Source organism: Bradyrhizobium sp. USDA 4353, assembly GCF_054063215.1.
In genome coordinates this window covers 5,206,175-5,224,603 of record NZ_JBSSGB010000001.1, presented here as the reverse complement: position 1 = coordinate 5,224,603, position 18,429 = coordinate 5,206,175, and the positions used below count along the sequence as shown (strand labels likewise).

19 protein-coding genes are annotated in these 18,429 nt (G+C 65.4%); 10 read left to right on the top strand and 9 right to left on the bottom strand.

Annotation, left to right across the window (positions count from 1 at the left end; all coding sequences use genetic code 11):
- The first annotated feature begins 85 nt into the window (after window positions 1-85).
- The 6 genes from ACVILH_RS23580 (at window position 86) to uvrA (ending at window position 8,064) form a co-directional block, all read left to right on the top strand.
- Window positions 86-838, top strand: coding sequence for an outer membrane protein (locus tag ACVILH_RS23580; RefSeq protein WP_456715020.1), 753 nt, complete (start codon window positions 86-88; stop codon window positions 836-838).
- Window positions 839-1,031: 193 nt separating this feature from the next.
- Window positions 1,032-1,787, top strand: a complete 756-nt coding sequence (locus ACVILH_RS23575) for an outer membrane protein (protein WP_456715019.1) — start codon at window positions 1,032-1,034, stop codon at window positions 1,785-1,787.
- 274 nt (window positions 1,788-2,061) lie between these two features.
- Entirely contained in the window at window positions 2,062-2,847 is a 786-nt protein-coding gene (locus ACVILH_RS23570; protein WP_456715018.1) for an outer membrane protein, read from the top strand.
- 215 nt (window positions 2,848-3,062) lie between these two features.
- A complete protein-coding gene (locus tag ACVILH_RS23565) occupies window positions 3,063-3,791 on the top strand; it encodes an outer membrane protein (protein WP_456715017.1) in 729 nt (242 codons plus the stop codon).
- Window positions 3,792-4,082: 291 nt separating this feature from the next.
- A complete protein-coding gene (locus ACVILH_RS23560; protein WP_456715016.1) occupies window positions 4,083-4,760 on the top strand; it encodes an outer membrane protein in 678 nt (225 codons plus the stop codon).
- Window positions 4,761-5,070: 310 nt separating this feature from the next.
- The gene (gene uvrA / locus ACVILH_RS23555) at window positions 5,071-8,064 is read left to right on the top strand and encodes an excinuclease ABC subunit UvrA (protein WP_456715015.1); all 2,994 of its coding nucleotides are present in this window, start codon (window positions 5,071-5,073) and stop codon (window positions 8,062-8,064) included.
- 274 nt (window positions 8,065-8,338) lie between these two features.
- Here the strand turns inward: uvrA and ACVILH_RS23550 are convergent, their stop codons facing one another.
- Together ACVILH_RS23550 and ACVILH_RS23545 are read right to left on the bottom strand one after the other, a co-directional pair.
- Window positions 8,339-8,662, bottom strand: a complete 324-nt coding sequence (locus ACVILH_RS23550; RefSeq protein WP_456715014.1) for a hypothetical protein — start codon at window positions 8,660-8,662, stop codon at window positions 8,339-8,341.
- A gap of 219 nt (window positions 8,663-8,881) precedes the next feature.
- The gene (locus tag ACVILH_RS23545; protein WP_006609357.1) at window positions 8,882-9,184 is read right to left on the bottom strand and encodes a hypothetical protein; all 303 of its coding nucleotides are present in this window, start codon (window positions 9,182-9,184) and stop codon (window positions 8,882-8,884) included.
- 342 nt (window positions 9,185-9,526) lie between these two features.
- Between ACVILH_RS23545 and ACVILH_RS23540 the strand changes: the two genes are divergently transcribed.
- Window positions 9,527-10,165: an HAD-IA family hydrolase gene (locus ACVILH_RS23540; protein WP_456715013.1), complete on the top strand. Its 639-nt coding sequence runs from the start codon at window positions 9,527-9,529 to the stop codon at window positions 10,163-10,165.
- Window position 10,166: 1 nt separating this feature from the next.
- On the opposite strand, the gene ACVILH_RS23535 is transcribed toward ACVILH_RS23540, so the two are convergent.
- The 6 genes from ACVILH_RS23535 to ACVILH_RS23510 form a co-directional block, all read right to left on the bottom strand.
- Complete coding sequence (locus ACVILH_RS23535) at window positions 10,167-11,132, bottom strand: YVTN family beta-propeller repeat protein (protein ID WP_456715012.1); 966 nt, start codon at window positions 11,130-11,132, stop codon at window positions 10,167-10,169.
- 99 nt (window positions 11,133-11,231) lie between these two features.
- Window positions 11,232-11,801 (bottom strand): SRPBCC family protein, encoded by a 570-nt coding sequence (locus ACVILH_RS23530; protein WP_456715011.1) that lies wholly within the window; start codon window positions 11,799-11,801, stop codon window positions 11,232-11,234.
- A gap of 104 nt (window positions 11,802-11,905) precedes the next feature.
- On the bottom strand, window positions 11,906-12,592 hold the full coding sequence (locus ACVILH_RS23525; protein ID WP_456715010.1) for a UPF0149 family protein: 687 nt from the start codon (window positions 12,590-12,592) through the stop codon (window positions 11,906-11,908).
- 646 nt (window positions 12,593-13,238) lie between these two features.
- Complete coding sequence (locus ACVILH_RS23520) at window positions 13,239-14,003, bottom strand: AAA family ATPase (RefSeq protein ID WP_456715009.1); 765 nt, start codon at window positions 14,001-14,003, stop codon at window positions 13,239-13,241.
- Window positions 14,004-14,078: 75 nt separating this feature from the next.
- Window positions 14,079-14,936, bottom strand: a complete 858-nt coding sequence (locus tag ACVILH_RS23515; protein ID WP_456715008.1) for a PCC domain-containing protein — start codon at window positions 14,934-14,936, stop codon at window positions 14,079-14,081.
- Window positions 14,937-14,942: 6 nt separating this feature from the next.
- Window positions 14,943-16,538 carry an acyl-CoA synthetase gene (locus ACVILH_RS23510; protein WP_456715007.1) on the bottom strand — a complete coding sequence of 532 codons (1,596 nt, stop codon included), beginning with the start codon at window positions 16,536-16,538 and terminating at the stop codon, window positions 14,943-14,945.
- 271 nt (window positions 16,539-16,809) lie between these two features.
- On the opposite strand from ACVILH_RS23510, the gene ACVILH_RS23505 reads away from it, so the two are divergent.
- From ACVILH_RS23505 to ACVILH_RS23495, 3 genes are all read left to right on the top strand, one after another.
- Complete coding sequence (locus ACVILH_RS23505; RefSeq protein WP_456715006.1) at window positions 16,810-17,349, top strand: DUF3828 domain-containing protein; 540 nt, start codon at window positions 16,810-16,812, stop codon at window positions 17,347-17,349.
- An 18-nt stretch (window positions 17,350-17,367) separates the two neighbouring features.
- Window positions 17,368-17,640 (top strand): GNAT family N-acetyltransferase, encoded by a 273-nt coding sequence (locus tag ACVILH_RS23500; protein ID WP_009027947.1) that lies wholly within the window; start codon window positions 17,368-17,370, stop codon window positions 17,638-17,640.
- 115 nt (window positions 17,641-17,755) lie between these two features.
- Window positions 17,756-17,920 (top strand): DUF1127 domain-containing protein, encoded by a 165-nt coding sequence (locus tag ACVILH_RS23495; RefSeq protein WP_456715005.1) that lies wholly within the window; start codon window positions 17,756-17,758, stop codon window positions 17,918-17,920.
- A 94-nt stretch (window positions 17,921-18,014) separates the two neighbouring features.
- On the opposite strand, the gene ACVILH_RS23490 is transcribed toward ACVILH_RS23495, so the two are convergent.
- Entirely contained in the window at window positions 18,015-18,422 is a 408-nt protein-coding gene (locus ACVILH_RS23490; RefSeq protein ID WP_257164951.1) for a DUF3597 domain-containing protein, read from the bottom strand.
- Window positions 18,423-18,429: the final 7 nt, after the last annotated feature.

Here is an 18,429-nt window from a genome sequence, read left to right as displayed (position 1 = left end):
CCACCTCAAAGACGAGCGCCTCCGGGGACGACATCGGGGCGCCCAACGCGGGAGACTTGGGATGAGACTTGGGATGAATCTTGGGATGAAGAAATTCTTTCTTGCAGCTGCCAGCTTGATGGTCTTGGGGTCGCTGGCCCCCGCAGGGGCCGCCGATCTGGCCGCTCGCCCCTACACCAAGGCGCCGGTGGCCGCGCCCGCTCCGCTTCCGACCTGGGCCGGCTTCTATCTCGGTCTGCAGGGCGGCGGCGGCTGGGGCCGCAGCGATGAGACCTTCTTCGGCGCGCCGAACGCGGTCGGCTTCGCCGGCACGCAGCGCTACGACTTCAACGGCGGCTTCGCCGGTGGCGTGATCGGCTACAACTGGCAGGTCGACAACGTCGTGTTCGGTCTCGAAGGCGACTATCACTGGGCGGACATCAACGGCCGCTCGAGCGTGATCAACGCCGGCTTCGGCGACAGCTACTTCACCAGGCTGCGCGGCTTCGGCGACATCAAGGGCCGCCTCGGCTGGGCGGCCGGTCCGGCGCTGTTCTTCATCAGCGGCGGTGCGACAGTGGGCGATCTGCAGCACCGCTACGATCCCGGCCTGTTCGGGGCTGCGGCCGGCGCGTCGCAGAACGATTGGCGCTGGGGTTGGACGATCGGTGCCGGCGCCGAATACATGTTCGCGCAGAACTGGTCGGCCAAGGTCGAGTACAACTACCTCGATTTCGGCACGAGCTCGCTCCAGTACACCCCGGCTGCGGGCAATCGGTCTGAGTGGAAGGACACCGTCCACACCGTCAAGGCCGGCATCGTCTACCACTTCGGTGGCCCGAGCGTGTCGCGCTACTGATTACTCGCTGGACGCGAATATGACGAAAGGCCGGCCTCGCGCCGGCCTTTTTTTGCGTGTCAGAACCGACACTTGCTGAGCCGCTGTGTCCTTTGGGTGACGGCTTTTTGCGACAGAAGGGTCTATCAAGGCTCCGCGGGTGGGCGTTGGTGAGAGCGTGCGTGCGGGCGTCGGACTTGGTTTGGGGACTGCGATGAGAAGGCTGTTGCTGGGGGCGACAACCTCGCTGGCGCTGGGGCTTGCGCCGGCGATCGCAGCCGATTTGCCCGCGCGCACCTTCACCAAGGCGCCCGCGATGATCGCGACGATCTATGATTGGAGCGGGTTTTACATCGGCCTGAACGCCGGTGGCGGCTCGGCCCGCACCTGCTGGACCAACAACGTCACGTTCGGCGGCGTCGCGGCGACCAATGCCGAGGGCTGCCATGATGCAACTGGCGCGCTGGCCGGCGGCCAGATCGGCTATCGCTGGCAGGCGGGCAGCTGGGTGTTCGGCGTCGAGGGCCAGGGCAACTGGGCCAATCTGAAGGGCAGCAACGCCAGCCAGCTTGCGCCGGGGGTCACCAACCAGACAAAGATCAACGGCGTCGGCCTGCTCACCGGCCAGATCGGCTACACCTGGAACAACGTGCTCTGGTACGTAAAGGGCGGCGCTGCTGTCGCCGGCGAGAAATACACCGGTCTCGCCACCGGAACGGGGACGGCCTTCGATCAGTTCAGCAGCACGCGCTGGGGCGCCACCGTCGGCACCGGCGTCGAGGTCGGCTTCGGCAAGAACTGGTCGGTCGGCGCCGAGTACGAGCACATCTTCATGGGCAATAAGGCCCTGAACTTCACCGGCATCCCCGGCGGCGCGGCGACCCGGACCGACACGGTGGGCCAGGACGTCGACATGGCGACGGTGCGCGTCAACTACCGCTGGGGCGGCCCGGTCGTCTCCAAGCACTGAGTCGCGCCGCGCGCGGCAATCTCGCCCGGCTGCCGCCGGCTTTCTGCCACGGCTTGGCGTGAGCCCGAGCACCGGCCTCGCACGCCCTGCCCTGCGGCATCCCGCGACCCCGCGGCCCCATTTACGTCCGCTTAAGCACGATCGACACATCTGGCCGGGCCTGCGCAGCCGGTCACCGCTTTAGAAATCACTCTCTCCTACAACCAGCAGCAAACGACAAACGGCCGGATCGGAGGGATCCGGCGGGCTCGTTCTGGGACTGGGGAGAGAACCTATGCAGAAGACCACCTTGATCGTGACTGCCGGCGCCGCATTGCTCGGACTGGCTCCGGCATCCGCCGCCGACTTCGCCACGCGTCCGTATGGCAAGGCGCCGCCGCCGGCCTATGTCACGCCGCTGCCGAGCTGGGCCGGCTTCTATCTCGGCCTCAATGGCGGCGCCGACTGGAGCCGCAATTGCTGGACGCTGAACAATGTCGGCGGCCTCCCCGTCGCGCCGACGCAGTCCGAGGGCTGCCGCACGGCGAGCAGCGGCCTGATCGGCGGCCAGGTCGGCTATCGCTGGCAGGCCGCCAACTGGGTGTTCGGCGTGGAGGCTCAGGGCAACTGGACCGACCTGAAATCGTCGAACGCCAGCACGGCAGCCTTTGCGGCCGGCATCACCAACAACACCAAGACCGACGCGATCGGCCTGTTCACCGGCCAGGTCGGCTACGCCTGGGACAACGTGCTCTGGTACGTGAAGGGCGGCGCCGCGGTCACGCACAACAAATACACCGGCACCGCCAATGCCGCCGCACCGTTCGCCGTCGGGACCCCGCTGGACTCCGCCAGCGAGACCCGCTGGGGCGGCGTCGTCGGCACCGGCGTCGAATACGGCTTCGCGCCGAACTGGTCGGTCGCCGTCGAGTACGATCATCTCTTCATGGGCTCGCGCGACATCACCTTCCCGGCCACGGCCCTGGTGAACTCGCGCGTCGACACCATCAAGCAGGACGTCGACATGGCCACGGTGCGGGTGAACTACCGATTCGGCGGCCCCGCCGGCACCCGCTACTGAGCGAAAAAGCGGCTTCTCGGAGCCCTTCCAAAGGCCGGCGATGACGCCGGCCTTTTTCATGTCCGCAGCTCGGCATCGGCGCGGCGGTTTTGTGTTAAATATTTGATTTATAACGCTTTTTACCCCCTGTGGCAGGCGCGTTACAGCATCTCCGGGATGCCGCGTGTATGAATTTTTCCATCGCTTGTCATTCCAACTCCTTGGGGGAGAATTTGATGAAGAAGTTGTTTGTGATCACGACGGCTCTCGTCGGCATCGCAACCGCCACGTCCGCTTCGGCGGCCGACCTGGCGGCCCGCCCGTACACCAAGGCGCCGCCGATGATGGTCGCCATCAACGACTGGAGCGGCTTCTACCTCGGCATCAACGGCGGCTACGGCACCAGCCGCAATTGCTGGACGATCGTGAACGGCCCGGCCGAGGGCTGCCACAACGCCACCGGCGGCACGGTCGGCGGTCAGTTCGGCTATCGCTGGCAGATGAGCTCGGTCGTGTTCGGCCTGGAGGCGCAGGGCAACTGGGCTGATCTCACCGGCAACAACGTCACCCCGGTGTTCGCGCCCGATCGCAACCGCACCAAGCTCAACGCCTTCGGCCTGTTCACCGGCCAGATCGGCTATTCCTTCGGCGACACCCTGATCTACGCCAAGGGCGGCGCGGCGTTCACCGACACCAGGTACGAGATCTTCTCCGGCGTGATCAACAGCGTGCTGGCCGCCACGACCCTGCACAAATGGGGCGCCACCGTCGGCGCCGGCGTCGAATACGCCTTCGCGCCGGGATGGTCGGTCGGCCTCGAGTACGACCACCTGTTCATGGGCAACACCAACGTTCCGTTCCGCGGCGCGGTGTTCACCCAGACCGACAACATCAAGCAGGACGTCGACCTGTTCACGGCGCGCGTGAACTACCGCTTCGGCGGCCCCGTCGTGGCGAAATACTGATCGACCGATCCAACCAACCACGAGTTCCAAAGGCCGGCGAAAGCCGGCCTTTTTTGTTGCCTGGATGACACCTCGATCTCCCGGCCACACCCGGAACCAAGCATTTGAGTCACAATGGCTTTCGGGTCCCTGCCCGCAAAAACGCGGTTTGGCCGCGAGTGTGGCTTCAGGGTGACGGTAATCCGCACGGAACCCGGCTATAGGGTGATCGTCAACTTGAACGGGTGAGTCTGTTTCGTGCGTGAAAGCTTCGGTGCGACGCGGACTTCGAGGAATAAACTGGAGACAAGAATGAAGAAGATCCTGCTTGCGACCGTGGCCCTGGCCGCCCTGGCTGCTCCCGCTGCCGCTGCCGATCTTGCTGCGCGTCCGACCTACACCAAGGCCCCGGTTCTCGCGCCGGTGCAGACCTGGACCGGTTTCTACATCGGTGCGATGGGCGGCTACGCCAGCCAGACCGATGATGGCATCAAGGGCGGCTTCGCCGGCGGCACCGTCGGCTACAACTGGCAGCAGGGCGCTGTCGTGTTCGGTCTCGAGGCTGACGCTGCCTGGGCTGATATCAATCGTTCGGCCGCCGGCGTCGTGTTCGTCCCGGGCGTCGGCAACCTCGGCGTGAACGCCGCTGCCAAGATCCAGGACTGGGGCACCGTTCGTGGCCGTATCGGCTACGCCTTCGGCCCGACCCTGCTGTACGCGACCGGTGGTTACGCCTGGGCTGACACGAAGCTGAGCGCTGGCATCGTTGGCGTTGCAACCGCCTCCGACAGCCACGTTCACAACGGCTGGACCGTCGGCGCTGGCGTCGAATACATGTTCGCTCCGAAGTGGTCGCTGAAGGGCGAGTACCTCTACAAGAGCTTCGCCAGCCAGAACTACACCTTCAACCTGCTCGGCGTGACGGCGACCCAGGCTTCGGGCTCGTACGACATCCACTCCGTTCAGGTCGGCGTGAACTACCACTTCTAAGAACTTCGGCCTCCGGGCCAACGCACAGGCCTCCGCTCCACAAGAGCGGAGGCTTTTTCTTTGCCGCCTCCATGTCTTGATTGATCGCCGGACCGGCCGCACCTGCCCCGCGAATGGCGGACCGGTTCCGCTCCTGCCACTCGCTGCCATGCTGCGAGCGCATTGTTGATGATTCGCTCGGGGCACTGGAAATCCAGCCTCGTTCTTCCTACGTTCCGACGATACCTTTTCCCCCTGGCGTCCGAGGGCCGGTTTCCGGCAGAACGCGCCTGCAACGATGGCGCAGCCTCGCGCCGTGGGACGAATCGTCATGGATGAAGTGCTCAAGGCCAAGCAGCGCGCGCAAGCCAACTCGTCGAGCCTGCGGGCGATCACCATCCGCGGCGCCCGCGAGCACAATCTGAAGAACATCGACGTCGAGATCCCGCGCGACAAGCTCGTGGTGTTCACCGGGCTCTCAGGTTCCGGCAAATCCTCGCTCGCCTTCGACACCATCTATGCCGAAGGCCAGCGCCGCTACGTCGAATCGCTCTCGGCCTATGCGCGCCAGTTCCTGGAGATGATGCAGAAGCCGGATGTCGACCAGATCGACGGCCTGTCCCCGGCGATCTCGATCGAGCAGAAGACGACGTCGAAGAATCCGCGCTCGACTGTGGGCACCGTCACCGAGATCTATGACTACATGCGCCTGCTGTGGGCGCGCGTCGGCGTGCCCTACTCGCCCGCCACCGGCCTGCCCATCGAGAGCCAGACGGTGTCGCAGATGGTCGACCGCGTGCTGGCGCTGCCCGAGGGCACCCGCCTCTATCTGCTGGCGCCGGTCGTGCGCGGCCGCAAGGGCGAGTACAAGAAGGAGCTCGCCGAATATCTCAAGAAGGGCTTTCAGCGCGTCAAGATCGACGGCACCTTCCATGAGCTCGCCGAGGCGCCCACTCTCGACAAGAAGTTTCCCCACGACATCGATGTCGTCGTCGACCGCATCGTCGTGCGCCCGGACATCGGCCAGCGTCTCGCCGAGAGCTTCGAGACCGCGCTGAAGCTCGCCGAGGGCTTGGCCGTCGTCGAGTTCGCCGATGCCCCCGCCTCCGCCGCGCCGGCCGAGGAGAAGGAAAAGAAGAAGACTGCCAAGATCCACGACAAGAGCGGGCCGGAGCGCATCCTGTTCTCGGAGAAGTTCGCCTGCCCGGTCTCCGGCTTCACCATCCCCGAGATCGAGCCACGGCTGTTCTCGTTCAACAATCCCTACGGCGCCTGCCCGGAATGCGGCGGCCTCGGTGTCGAGCAGCATGTCGACGCCGACCTCGTGATTCCCGACAAGGACGTCACCCTGCGCAAGGGCGCGATCGCGCCGTGGGCCAAGTCGTCCTCGCCCTATTATTTGCAGACGCTGACCGCGCTCGGCAAATTCTACAAGTTCACCTTGGACACCAAGTGGAAGGACCTGCCGAAGAAGACGCAGAACGCGATCCTCCACGGCTCCGGCGACGACGAGATCAAGTTCACCTATGAGGACGGCGTCCGCGCCTACGACACCAAGAAGCCGTTCGAGGGCGTCATCACCAACATCGAGCGCCGCTTCCGCGAGACCGAAAGCGAATGGGCCCGCGAGGAGCTCGGCAAATACTTCAACGACGTCCCCTGCGCCGGCTGCAAGGGTTTTCGGCTCAAGCCTGAGGCGCTGTGCGTCAAGGTCGGCGGCAAGCATATCGGCGAGATCTCCGATCTCAGCGTGAAGGCCGCCGGCGAGTGGTTCGCCGAGGTGCCGAAGCAGCTCAACGCGCAGCAGACCGAGATCGCGACGCGCATCCTGAAGGAGATCCGCGACCGTCTCACCTTCCTGCTCGATGTCGGCCTGAACTACCTGACCCTGGCGCGCTCCTCCGGCACCCTGTCCGGCGGCGAGAGCCAGCGCATCCGTTTGGCCTCGCAAATCGGCTCGGGCCTGACCGGCGTGCTCTACGTGCTCGACGAGCCCTCGATCGGCCTGCACCAGCGCGACAACTCCCGCCTGCTCGACACGTTGAAGCGGCTGCGCGACCTCGGTAACACCGTGATCGTCGTCGAGCATGACGAGGACGCCATTCGCCTGGCCGACTACGTGCTCGACATCGGTCCGGGCGCCGGCACCCATGGCGGCCATATCGTCGCCGAGGGCACGCCCGCCGAGATCATGCGCAATCCGAAGTCGCTGACCGGCAAATATCTCACCGGCGAGCTCGAGGTCGAGGTGCCGGAGCGGCGGCCGCCGAACCATCGCCGCACCATCAAGGTCGTCAACGCCCGTGGCAACAATCTCAAGAACGTCTCGGCCGAGATCCCGCTCGGCCTGTTCACCGCCATCACCGGCGTCTCCGGGGGCGGCAAGTCGACCTTGCTGATCGACACGCTCTACAAGGCGATCGCGCGCAAGCTCAACGGCGCCAACGAGGCGGCCGCGCCGCATGACCGCATCGAGGGCCTGGAGCATATCGACAAGATCATCGACATCGACCAGTCGCCGATCGGCCGCACCCCGCGCTCCAACCCCGCGACCTATACCGGCGCGTTCACGCCGATCCGCGAATGGTTCGCCGGCCTGCCCGAGGCGAAGGCGCGCGGCTACGAGCCCGGCCGGTTCTCCTTCAACGTCAAGGGCGGCCGCTGCGAGGCCTGCCAGGGCGACGGCGTCATCAAGATCGAGATGCACTTCCTGCCCGACGTCTACGTCACCTGCGATGTCTGCAAGGGCAAGCGCTACAACCGCGAAACGCTCGACGTGCTGTTCAAGGGCAAGTCGATCGCCGACGTGCTCGACATGACCGTCGAGGAGGCGGCCGAGTTCTTCAAGGCGGTGCCGCGCGTGCGCGACACCTTCGAGACCTTGCGCCGCGTCGGCCTCGACTACATCCATGTCGGACAGCAGGCCACCACGCTCTCAGGCGGCGAGGCGCAGCGCGTTAAGCTCGCCAAGGAGCTGTCCAAGCGCGCCACCGGCCGCACGCTCTACATCCTCGATGAGCCCACCACCGGCCTGCACTTCCACGATGTCAAGAAGCTCCTGGAGGTGCTGCACGAGCTGGTCGCCCAGGGCAACACGGTGGTCGTCATCGAGCACAATCTCGAGGTCATCAAGACCGCCGACTGGGTCATCGACCTCGGCCCCGAAGGCGGCGATGGCGGCGGCGAGATCGTCGCCTGGGGCCCGCCGGAAGACATCGTCAAGGCGCCGCGCAGCTACACGGGGCAATTCCTGAAGCCGGTGCTGGAAAAGTCCGCCAAGCCGAAGAAGCGCGGCCGTGGGGCTGCGAGCGAGGCGGCGGAGTAGCGCAGCCGTAGCCCGGATGAGCGATAGCGACATCCGGGTTCTCCTCGGACGCCGGCGATGACCAGGGATATCGCTGCGCTCATCCGAGCTACGGGGACAATGGATATTTGTTACGCCGTCATTGCGAGCGTAGCGAAGCAATCCAGGGCAGAGCGCTAGGGTCTGGATTGCTTCGCTACGATCGCAATGACGATCGCGGCAGCAGCCGTCGCCTCAACGAAAGCCCGTCGCTCAGCCAAGAGCGACGGGCTCGATCATTGCTCTATACCTCAACTCACCACCGATAATACCCTGATCGCGTCCCGTTGTTGTTTCCGCCCGGGCCGACGTCGCCTTGGGTCGAGCTCGGAGTCGGGTGGTTGGTGCCGTTATAGCCGGCGCCCCAGCCAGGGCCGTCATACGGGCCAGGCGCGACGGCGACGTAGCCTTCCTCGTAGACCGGGGCCGGCGCCCAGGCGTAGGAGTCGCGGTAGGCGTAGGTGCTGGTGACCTGGCCGCCATAGCCGTAGCCGCCGGGGCCGTATTCGCCGGCCGTGGCGCCGACCGTGCCCGTCACCACCGTCGCCGCCGCCAGCGCGGCCATCGTGATCATGCGCATCAACTTGCTCCGTTGTTCCTAATTGAATCGAGGAACAAACGACGGCACTCCGGCGGAGGTTCCGGCGGTCGCTCCAACAATTGTGCGACACAACGCAGCGCTCACATTCGTGCGATGCGGTGATCCGCGAACTCATCTGGCAAACGTATCAACAAACCCGCCGCTCGCGAGCGACGGGTCTGCTGAACTCACACCGACGGCGTTATCGCGTCGATGATGTTACCACTGGCGATAGATGCCGGTCTGCGTGCCGTTGTTGTTGCCCTGCGGGCCGACATCGCCCTGGGTCGAGCCCGGAGTCGGATGGTTGGTGCCGTTGAAGCCGCGGCCCCAGGCCGCCGGGCCCGGTGCGTAGGCCGGAGCCTGCACGGCGCCATAAACCGGCTCGGAATCATAGCTCTGCGCCGGCGGCACGAAGGCCATCGAATCGTTGTAGCGGGCATAGCCCTGCGCGGACGCGGCGGCGGTGCCGATGACGAGGGTTGCCGCGGCGAGCGCCGCCATCTTGATCGTGCGTTGCATGTTGTTCTCCTTGCTTGCGTGCGGGGTCAACGGACGCATTGCGGCACCGTTCCGCAACGCACCCTCACAAAAGCCGTGAGGCAATCGTGATCAGAGAGATCGCCTCGGGCCCTTGCGCACATCGATCTACACGCATGGAAAAAGGCGCGACATGCCGTCCGCACCGCGCCTCTGCACATCGCCAGCGTCACGGAAATCCTGATCAATCCTGCGCCCGGAGCACCCGCCGGACGTCGTCGGCCTGATCCATTGCCGCAGCAGGTCCTTGTTGCTAAGTGCGAAGCCGTCCCCGGCCTCTCACGCTGCCGGTGAAGCGTCCTCCCTCCTCTGCCCTCAGGTCCGATGCCCTACTCTCTCGTCATCTTCGATCTCGACGGCACCCTGGCCGACAGCTTCCCGTGGTTTCGCCGCAACGTGAATACGGTCGCGGCGCGCTATCGCTTTCGGCCCGTGGTCGATGAGGATGTCGAGCGCCTGCGCCATTCCTCCACGGCAGAGGTGCTGGACCATCTCGGCGTTGCCAGATGGAAGCTGCCGCTGATTGCGCGGCACATTCGCCGGCTCAAGACCGAGCAGGCCGCCAGCATTCCGCTGTTTGCCGGCGTCGAGACGATGCTGGCCACGCTGGCCGATACGGGCCTGCGACTGGCGCTGGTCTCATCCGACACCGAGGCCAATGCGCGCCAGAAGCTCGGCGCGTCGGCGGCGCTGTTCACCGCCTTCGACTGCTCGGCCGCGCTGTATGGCAAGGCGCGCAAGTTCAGGCGCGTGGTGAAGCGCACCGGCGTCGCGCCCGCCGAGGCGATCGCCATCGGCGACGAAACCCGCGACATCGAGGCGGCGCGCGCGGCCGGCATTGCCTTTGGCACGGTGACCTGGGGCTATGCCGCCGAGAAGGCGCTGCGCGACCGCCAGCCGGAGCTGGTGTTCACGCGGATGGAGGAGATCGTGGAGAAGCTGGTGGCGAAGGCCAGCTCGTAGCTCACCTGCGCAGAAACGCGCCGAACGCGCGTGGGCCGTCACCGACCTTGATCTCGGCCGTCACCTTCAGCGCTGCGACGTCGATGATGCTGAGGATGTTGCTCTCCCAATTGGCGACGATGATGCGCTGGCCATCAGCCGTGGCCTCGATGCCCTCGGGATAGTCGCCGACGGTGATGCGCTTGACCGGCTGCAGGCTGGCAGCATCGAACACGCTCACCGTGCCGTCATACTGATCGGTGACGAAGCCCCTGCCCTGTGCCAGCGCCACCGCATAGGGCCGCAGGCCCGTCTTGATGCGACCGATCTCACGGCCGTCGGCAAGATCAATCACCGAGACGTCGTTGGAGCCGACATTAGCCGTGTAAGCGCGCTTGCCCTCGGCATCGATGGTGACGCCGAACGGCCGGGTGCCGACCTTGATGGTCTTGAGCCGCTGCCGCGTGGCGGCGTCGATCACCGAGACCATGTCATCGTCGCGATCCGCTGACAGCAGCAGCTTGCCGTCCGGCGTCAGTGCGAGCCCCGAGGGCGATGCGCCGACCGCGATGCTGCCGGTGACCTTTAGCGTCTTCGCATCGATCACCCGGATGGTCGCGTTGTACCAATCGGCGACATAAACGGTCGCTGCGTCCGGAGCCACCGCGATCCCGAGCGGCCCACCGCCGACCTCGACGCGGCCAACGACTTTTCGCGCGACCGCATCGATGACGCTGACCGCCTTGTCATCGGGGCTTGCGACATAGGCAAAGCGGCCGTCCGCGGCGACGGCGACACCGGCCGGCTTGCCGCCGATCGGAATGGTCGCCACGGGCTTGAAGGTCGAAAGATCGACGATGGTGAGATCATCGCTGAGCTGGTTGGTGACGAAGGCTTCCTCGGCGTGAAGGGGGATGGTGCCGAACAGAAAAGCTCCGAGAACGCCAGAGATCAGACGTCGTGCTCTCCGATGAAGCCGAGATGGCACGTCATCGGCGGTGCACTCCCTCTCCCCGTGAAGAACGGGGAGAGGGAGCGCAGCGTTTGCTGGGAGACACGAGTGATTCATCACGGTCACTCTGTCAGGTCAGCTCCCGCTCTCCACCTTCTTCTTCAGCCCTTCCAGCCCGCCCTTGTATAATCCGCTCACCGCATTCACGGCGGCCTCGTCGTTCAGCTCCGGCGGCGGGTCGTTGTTGGGGAAGCCGCGGTAGAAGGCGCCGGTCCATTCGACCACGCTGCCCTTGCCGTCGGCGCTCGGCGTCACCGCGATCGTCGACGAGTAGTTCGTCACCGGCAGCACCTTCACATCGACGGCGGTGATGCGATACGAGTAGCTCATCTTCTCGGCGTCGTATTTGTAGAGCTCCTCATCGACGGTGGCGCCGCCCTTCAGGGTCAGCTTGCGGGTCGCGCCGATCTCGTTGCCCTTGTCGCCCTCGGTCTTTTCGACCGGGACGAGCCAGCTCATGTCTTGGAAGTTGCCCATGACGGCCCACACCTTGGCGGGCGCGGCGTTGATCTCGACATGCTCCTGCACCTTGCGCCGGGTGGGCCCGTGCGCATCCGCAGTGGTCAGGGCCGAAATTGTCAGAGCCGTCGTTGCGATCGCGAGCGCCGCCGTCGCGGTCAGCGCCTTGCCGAACACCATCCTCATCTCGTTTCCTCGGTCACTTTCATCGGCCCGCACATCCGGCACGGGCAACGCATCTTTGCACCGCAGCGGATTGTTGCAACAAAAAAGACCGTGTCGTGGCCGCCTCAATTCGCGCCGCAACAGCGCTTGAATTTCCGGCCGGAACCGCACGGACAGGGATCGTTGCGGCCGGTCTTGGCAAGCGAGGCGAACGGATTCGGAATGTCCTCGAAAGAGGGCGTACCGGGCAATGGCCCCCCGCTGTTCCGGTATTGATACAGGGTCAGGACCGCATCGCGGATGTTTCTCGGCGCGTTGCGACTGAGATTTCGATATTCGACGGGATCCGGATCGTCGTCGAGAGTCGCACCGATCATCGTGATCAGGCCCAGCGCGGCGATGGCGACTTCGCCCCCAACCAGCTCATAGGCATCGAATCGTTGGCGACGCAGATCCGTGGCTCTGGCAAAGCCGTCGATCCACAGCTCCCACACCACATCGCCAGTGTCTGGATCGACCGGAAAACGCGGCTGGTACAGCTCCGGCGTGCGCGCCAATGTGCGCGCAATGGCGTCATGATAGGCCCTCACGAGGTCCAGCACCGCATTGGCATGATCGATGCTGGCAAACACCGTGCGCTGTCCCTTGCCGAGACCGAAAGCGACCGCGAACCACTCGCCGGGCGGCACCTGTTCGGGCAGGATCAGCAGACCGGCGATGAAGCCGTCGAGCTCCTCCAGCACCATGGCCCGGTCGTCGAGCGCGAGCAGCGCCTGCTCCAGCGCCACGTGAGAGTTGGTCTGATCCGCCATCTGCAACCCTGCTCTTGCCGCGCCGACATCCCGGCCTGATTTGCCCGGCGGCCACGCGACGCAGCCGTGAGAGGGCCGTTTTGACACCAAACCGATGCTGCGCGCAAAACCTAAATTTCGGCGCACAATCAATCGGATCACCGCTGTCCAGTCCCGCCGTGAAAAATATTCCGCTTTCGTCTTTATCGAATTTCGGTTTTCCTGTCGCCGTCCTGCTCTCACGAGAGGGGCGCTTCGCGGTCGTCACGGGCGTGGAGGGCGGGATGCGATGGACGTCACGGGCCCGGCGCTTTTGCGCAAGACGACGGGTCGCGTGGCGGACGGCGAAATCGTGTGGTCCTGACCTCCCGACGCTGAGGTCAAATCGCGGGCGTTGCTGACGCGGCGCTTGCGATGACGGTGGCCAGAAAGCCCGGTGCACCGAGGAGAGCGCGTATAAGCCGTTAAAACCGTCGCGCAGGGAAGGCCGGTTGCTCGGCCAATCCTGTGGTGACTGCCGCCTGCTTTGTTTTCTGCAGGCGGGCCATGGGTGCGGCCTGCACCCGGCCTTCCCTGCGCCCTCTCATTGGTGAGGGCGGAACGACAATCAAAGCTCGGATGCGGATGCATCGCGAGAACGAGGATTCATGTCTCTTCGTCACGCAAGTTATTCCGCGAACACGCCCTGCACGAACCCGTCCGGATCGTTGCAGAACTCGCGCAGCGCCTTGAAATGATCGGTGTCCTGCACCGCGACCTTCTCCAGGCCGTACTTCGTCAAGCGCAGCAGCGTCGCGCCGGGATAGGCCATCAGCACCGGCGAATGCGTCGCCATCAGCACCTGGCAGTGTCCCGTTTCGTCCATCCGCCGCATCAGCTTCAAGAACTCGATCTGCCGCGCCGGCGACAGCGCCGATTCCGGCTCGTCGAAGATGTAGATGCCCTGGCGCCGGCAGCGCTCCTCGAAGAAGCGGAGAAAGCCTTCGCCGTGGGAATGCGACAGGAAGTCGGGCGGCGCGCCGCCGCTGGACATCGCGACTTCGTCGAGATAGCGCGCGACCGAGAAGAAGCTTTCGGCGCGGAAGAACCATCCTTGCGTGATCTTCGGCAGCCAGCTCGCACGCAGCGCATCGGCCAGCGCCCCGCCCATGCGCTCGATGGCACGGCTATGGTCCACCGGCATATAGCCCTTGCCGCCACCGGCCTCATCGTAGCCGGCGAGCGCCGCGATGCCTTCGAGCAAGGTCGACTTTCCCGTGCCGTTCTCGCCGACGATGATGGTGATCGCATGCGAGAAGCTGATCTCGAAATCGTCCTGCAGGAACGGCAGGCAGAACGGGTACGCGGCGCGATCGGCGATCTTGGCCGGATCGAGCCACAGCCGCTTCAGATAGGGTGCGGGCAGCCGGATCTCACGCTGCTTCCTCGCCATGATGCTTTCACAACCTGAATGATACGAGCAGCAATGTCGCACATCGCGACGCAATCGACCACCGCCCGCAGCGCGCTACGCCACCACCTCCAGCACCAGCTCCATCGTCATCAGCACCGGATTGTCGCCGCGCACCAGCCGTCCCCGGGCCAATGCACCGGTGTAGTCGACGAGCGCGACGTCCAGCGTGGCCTCCAGCCCATCCGCGCCGGGCGCAATCGCGCCGGCGGTGATGGTCAGCTCGGTCGCGAACGGCTCGACGACCCCGCCGTTCTCGAACCGCGCGCCGATGGTCGAGCCGACACCGCCGCGGACCAGGGCTTCGCGGATGCCATGATCCCGGCAGAACGCTTCGAGGCAGCCGGCAAAATCCTGGTTCGGGCGCAGCCGCAACGCGAAGGCGCGGCGATCCGTGGAGGCGCCGCTCGGCGCTGCCGCCACCGGGCCGAACAGCTTGAACCCCGTCTCGGGATCAGGCTCCGCCGCAAAGATCGCGCCATCGAGACCGAACGCCGCGACCTCGAACGGCTCGGCGACGATCGTCTCCTCAGGCAGGATGTGTCCACCCCCGGCGCGACCACCCTCTTCCGTCCACAGCGCGTGGCAATGAAAGAACGGCGCGCCGTCGCGGACCCCCAGCGTCATCGTCGCGGTCGTCAGCTGCGTGACACCCGCGGGCCGATAGGTCTCGCTGTAGAACGCGGCATAGTCAGGCGTCTTCGACAGCGCCGGCATGACATAGGCGAACGGCCCGAGCGCGCCGCGCTTGATGTCGAGCACCCCACCGGCGAAGCCGTGCGCCGCGAAGCCGCGGCGCGCCGCTTCCAGCAGCGGCACGCCCGGCTCCATCGTGAAGGTGAACGCGCGGCCGCGCGCCTCGACCCATTGGATGCGGTCCGCAATGGGCGTGCCGGGCTGGGTGATGGATCGCATTGCGCGTCAGCCCTGCCTGGTGAGATCGAGCAGCCCGCGCGCCTCGAGCTCGTCGCGCACCAGGCGCTTCGGGATCTTGCCGTAGCCGGACTTCGGCAAGCTGTCCCAGAAGAAGAACCGCTTCGGCATCTTGTAGCGCGGCAGCTTGGTCGCGAGATAGCCGGCGATGTCGCTCTCGCTCGGCGCTTTTGCGCCTTCGCGCGCGACGCAGACGGCGACACCGACCTCGCCCCACACGGGATCGGGCACGCCGAGCACCGCGACCTCGCCGATATCGGGGTGTGTCAGGATCTTTTCCTCGACCTCACGCGGATAGATGTTGGAGCCGCCGGAGATGTACATGTCGGACGCACGTCCCGTGATGTAGACAAACCCCTGCGCGTCCATGTGGCCGAGATCGCCGGTTCGGAACCAGCCGTCGCGAAACGCCTTCGCATTGGCCTCGGGATTGTCGTAGTAGCCGGCGAACACCGCCGGGCCGATGACGCAGATCTCGCCGGTCTCGCCCGGCTTCAGCTCGCGTCCCCCATCGTCCTGGATCGAGACCTGCATGCCCGTGCGCTCATAGCCGCAAGTACCGATCCGCGCCTGCGGACCATCCTCTTCCTCATGGGCCGCAGCCGGCAACACCGTGATGTTGCCGGTGACCTCGCCGAGGCCGAAATACTGCACGATGACCTTGCCGAGCCGCGCCAGCGCGCGCTTCTGGTCCTCGCGATACATCGGCGCGCCGGCATAGATCACGTGGCGCAGCGAGGAATGATCGAACTGATCGACAGCGGGATGCTCGACCATCATCTTCAGGATGGTCGGCACGGTGAAGAGGTTGCTGACGCGATGCGTCTCGATCAGGCGGAAGGCCTCGGCGATGTCGAACTTCTCGCTCGGCAGCAGCACCGTCTTGGCGCCGCGCGCGCTCTGCATCAGCTGATGCACGCCGGCGCCATGCGACAGCGGTGCGACCACCAGCGAGGCGTCGTTCTCGGTGGTGCCCGGAGTCAGATCGGCAAGATGATTGGTGATGACGAACGCCATCTGGCCATGGGTCAACACCGCTGCTTTCGAACGACCCGTGGTGCCCGAGGTGAAGAAGAACCAGCAGGGATCGTCGTGCTCGACCGCCGCGTTCGGAACGTCAGCGCCGGCGTGGGCTTTCATCGCCTCGGCGACGGATCGCGTGCCGAAAGTGCCGCCCTCACCGATGCGCCAGGTGAACGCTGCTGTCGTCACCGCCGCTGCATGCTCGGGAAAATCGCCGTGGCAGAGAAACGCCTTGGCGCCCGACGCGGTGGCGAGATAGGCGACCTCATCCGGCATCAGGCGGAAGTTGGTGGGCACCCAGACCGCGCCGAGCCGGAACGCGGCGAACATCGAGACGAACATCTCCTCGCAGTTCTTGGAATGCACCAGGATGCGATCGCCCTTGACGATGCCCTGCTCGGCCAAGGCCGCCGCGAGCGCCGAGACCATCGCGTCGATCTCGCGCCAGGTCCAGGCCCGTTCGCCCCACACGAAGCCGATGCGCTCACCGAGCCTGCGGCCGTTCTGGGTCACGATATGCGCGAGGTTCATCACCCGGCGGGACATGCGCAAGTGTGTCATCGACGCGCCCTCGTGCTGATAACGCGGATGAATAGCCCCGTGACCAGATTCATATGGCAGCGTCCCCTCGATCGATCCGTCGGGCGATCTCAGCCGCCCGTTACCATCCGGCCTCTTTATCGTGCTCCGCCGCAGCCTCGCAAGGCCGCCCTGCCCATCGCTCCCATGCAGTCCGGCCGTTCGAACGAATGCGGAGGCCGTGCGACAAACCCGTGCCGGCCGCGGATTCCTCCCATTTCAACGCGCGCCGAATCTGGATTTGAGGACACCCATGATCGATCGTCGCTTCCTGCTTCTCGGCCTTTTCGGCGTGCTCGCCGCCCCATCGCTGCACGCGCAGACCTCAGCCAGCGATCCCGCCGCTATGATGACTGCGATCTATACCCGCGTGGCCAAGGGCAAGGGCGAGGACGGCGGCAACTTCGTCATCGCGGATAAAGCCGCACGCGCGAAGTACCTGTCGAAGGCGCTGGCGGCTCAATGGGCCAAGATGGATGCGCGCACACCCAAGGGCGAGGTCGGCGCGGTCGATTTCGATCCGATCACCAACTCGCAGGATCCGGACGTCGCCTCGTTCAAGGTGGTTTCGGAGAAGCAGGAGGCCGACAAGGCGACCATCGCGGTCACCATCACCGGCCATCGCCTGGAGCGCAAGGAACAGGCCGACAACGTCATTCGTTACGACCTCGTGCGCGAGGCCGGCCAATGGAGGATCGACGACATCCGCGGCGCCGTGGACGGCAAGCCGTGGTCGATCCGCGACATGCTGGCCGAGTTCATCAAGCAGACCGATCAACCGAAACGAAGGTAGCGCCCAAGAGGAGTGACCATGACCGCCGTTCGCGACAACAAGGCCGAGAGCCGCTTCGAGCTCGACATCGACGGCAACATCGCCTTTGCCAATTACCGCGCGACGCCGCAGGCGGTCATCATCACCCACACCGAGACGCCGCGTCCGCTGCGCGGGCGCGGCATCGGCTCCGAGCTGGTCAAGGGCGCGCTGGAGCTGATCCGCGCCGAGGGACGCAAGGTCGCCGCGGGCTGCAGCTTCGTCGCCGATTACCTCCGCGACCACCCGGAGAACCGGGACATCATGGCCTGACGGCCCGTAGAACTACCGAGCGCGACGATTGAAGCCGCTTCTTTAACCCCATGGCTACCCGAATGGATCAGCAATTCTCCGCCGTACAAACAACCAGACCAATGGGGAGAGGCTCATGTTCATCACGGCCATTTTCGACGCACTCAAGCGCTACGTCCACTATCGCACCCAGCTCGCTTATGTCGATCAGCTCGACGAGCGCACGCTGCGCGACATCGGCTTCACCCGCGACCAGCTGCACGCCGAGGCGTGGGAGCGCGCCGCCTTCGTACACGCCTGAGGCGCACACGCGGTGCCGCTCAGCACGTCAGCAAATACGACAAAGGCCCGCGCGATGGCGGGCCTTTCGCTTTTGGACAGCTCAGAGCAGATCTTTAGTGCTTGATCTCCGGCGGCAGCTTGCCGCCATTGGCCGCGAGCTTGCTCATGACCTGCTTGTGGAGCCAGACGTTCATGCTGGCGGAGTCGTTGGTGTCGCCGCTATAGCCGAGCTCCTTGGCGAGCTCCTTGCGCGCCGCCAGGCTGGAATCGATGTCGAGCGCCTTCATCAGATCGACGATCGAGGTGCGCCACTCCAGCTTCTCGTGCTTGGCCGCAGCGGCCTTATCGACGATCTCAGCCACATCGACGCTCTGCGGCGCTGCAGCAGGTGCAGCCGCCGGAGCCGCGGCCGTGCCACCGGCGGGCGCGGTTCCGCCTGCAGCCGGCGTGCCGCCGCCGGCCGGCGCAGCCTCGGCATGATGGCCGAAAATCGCGCCCATGATCTTTCCGAAAACGCTCATCAGTGGC

Bases quoted from the DNA above. Each gene is read 5' to 3' on its own strand.
- ACVILH_RS23580 (WP_456715020.1), top strand. From the start codon at position 86: ATGAAGAAATTCTTTCTTGCAGCTGCCAGCTTGATGGTCTTGGGGTCG.
- ACVILH_RS23575 (WP_456715019.1), top strand. From the start codon at position 1,032: ATGAGAAGGCTGTTGCTGGGGGCGACAACCTCGCTGGCGCTGGGGCTT.
- ACVILH_RS23570 (WP_456715018.1), top strand. From the start codon at position 2,062: ATGCAGAAGACCACCTTGATCGTGACTGCCGGCGCCGCATTGCTCGGA.
- ACVILH_RS23565 (WP_456715017.1), top strand. From the start codon at position 3,063: ATGAAGAAGTTGTTTGTGATCACGACGGCTCTCGTCGGCATCGCAACC.
- ACVILH_RS23560 (WP_456715016.1), top strand. From the start codon at position 4,083: ATGAAGAAGATCCTGCTTGCGACCGTGGCCCTGGCCGCCCTGGCTGCT.
- uvrA (WP_456715015.1), top strand. From the start codon at position 5,071: ATGGATGAAGTGCTCAAGGCCAAGCAGCGCGCGCAAGCCAACTCGTCG.
- ACVILH_RS23550 (WP_456715014.1), bottom strand. From the start codon at position 8,662: ATGCGCATGATCACGATGGCCGCGCTGGCGGCGGCGACGGTGGTGACG.
- ACVILH_RS23545 (WP_006609357.1), bottom strand. From the start codon at position 9,184: ATGCAACGCACGATCAAGATGGCGGCGCTCGCCGCGGCAACCCTCGTC.
- ACVILH_RS23540 (WP_456715013.1), top strand. From the start codon at position 9,527: ATGCCCTACTCTCTCGTCATCTTCGATCTCGACGGCACCCTGGCCGAC.
- ACVILH_RS23530 (WP_456715011.1), bottom strand. From the start codon at position 11,801: ATGAGGATGGTGTTCGGCAAGGCGCTGACCGCGACGGCGGCGCTCGCG.
- ACVILH_RS23525 (WP_456715010.1), bottom strand. From the start codon at position 12,592: ATGGCGGATCAGACCAACTCTCACGTGGCGCTGGAGCAGGCGCTGCTC.
- ACVILH_RS23520 (WP_456715009.1), bottom strand. From the start codon at position 14,003: ATGGCGAGGAAGCAGCGTGAGATCCGGCTGCCCGCACCCTATCTGAAG.
- ACVILH_RS23515 (WP_456715008.1), bottom strand. From the start codon at position 14,936: ATGCGATCCATCACCCAGCCCGGCACGCCCATTGCGGACCGCATCCAA.
- ACVILH_RS23510 (WP_456715007.1), bottom strand. From the start codon at position 16,538: ATGACACACTTGCGCATGTCCCGCCGGGTGATGAACCTCGCGCATATC.
- ACVILH_RS23505 (WP_456715006.1), top strand. From the start codon at position 16,810: ATGATCGATCGTCGCTTCCTGCTTCTCGGCCTTTTCGGCGTGCTCGCC.
- ACVILH_RS23500 (WP_009027947.1), top strand. From the start codon at position 17,368: ATGACCGCCGTTCGCGACAACAAGGCCGAGAGCCGCTTCGAGCTCGAC.
- ACVILH_RS23495 (WP_456715005.1), top strand. From the start codon at position 17,756: ATGTTCATCACGGCCATTTTCGACGCACTCAAGCGCTACGTCCACTAT.
- ACVILH_RS23490 (WP_257164951.1), bottom strand. From the start codon at position 18,422: ATGAGCGTTTTCGGAAAGATCATGGGCGCGATTTTCGGCCATCATGCC.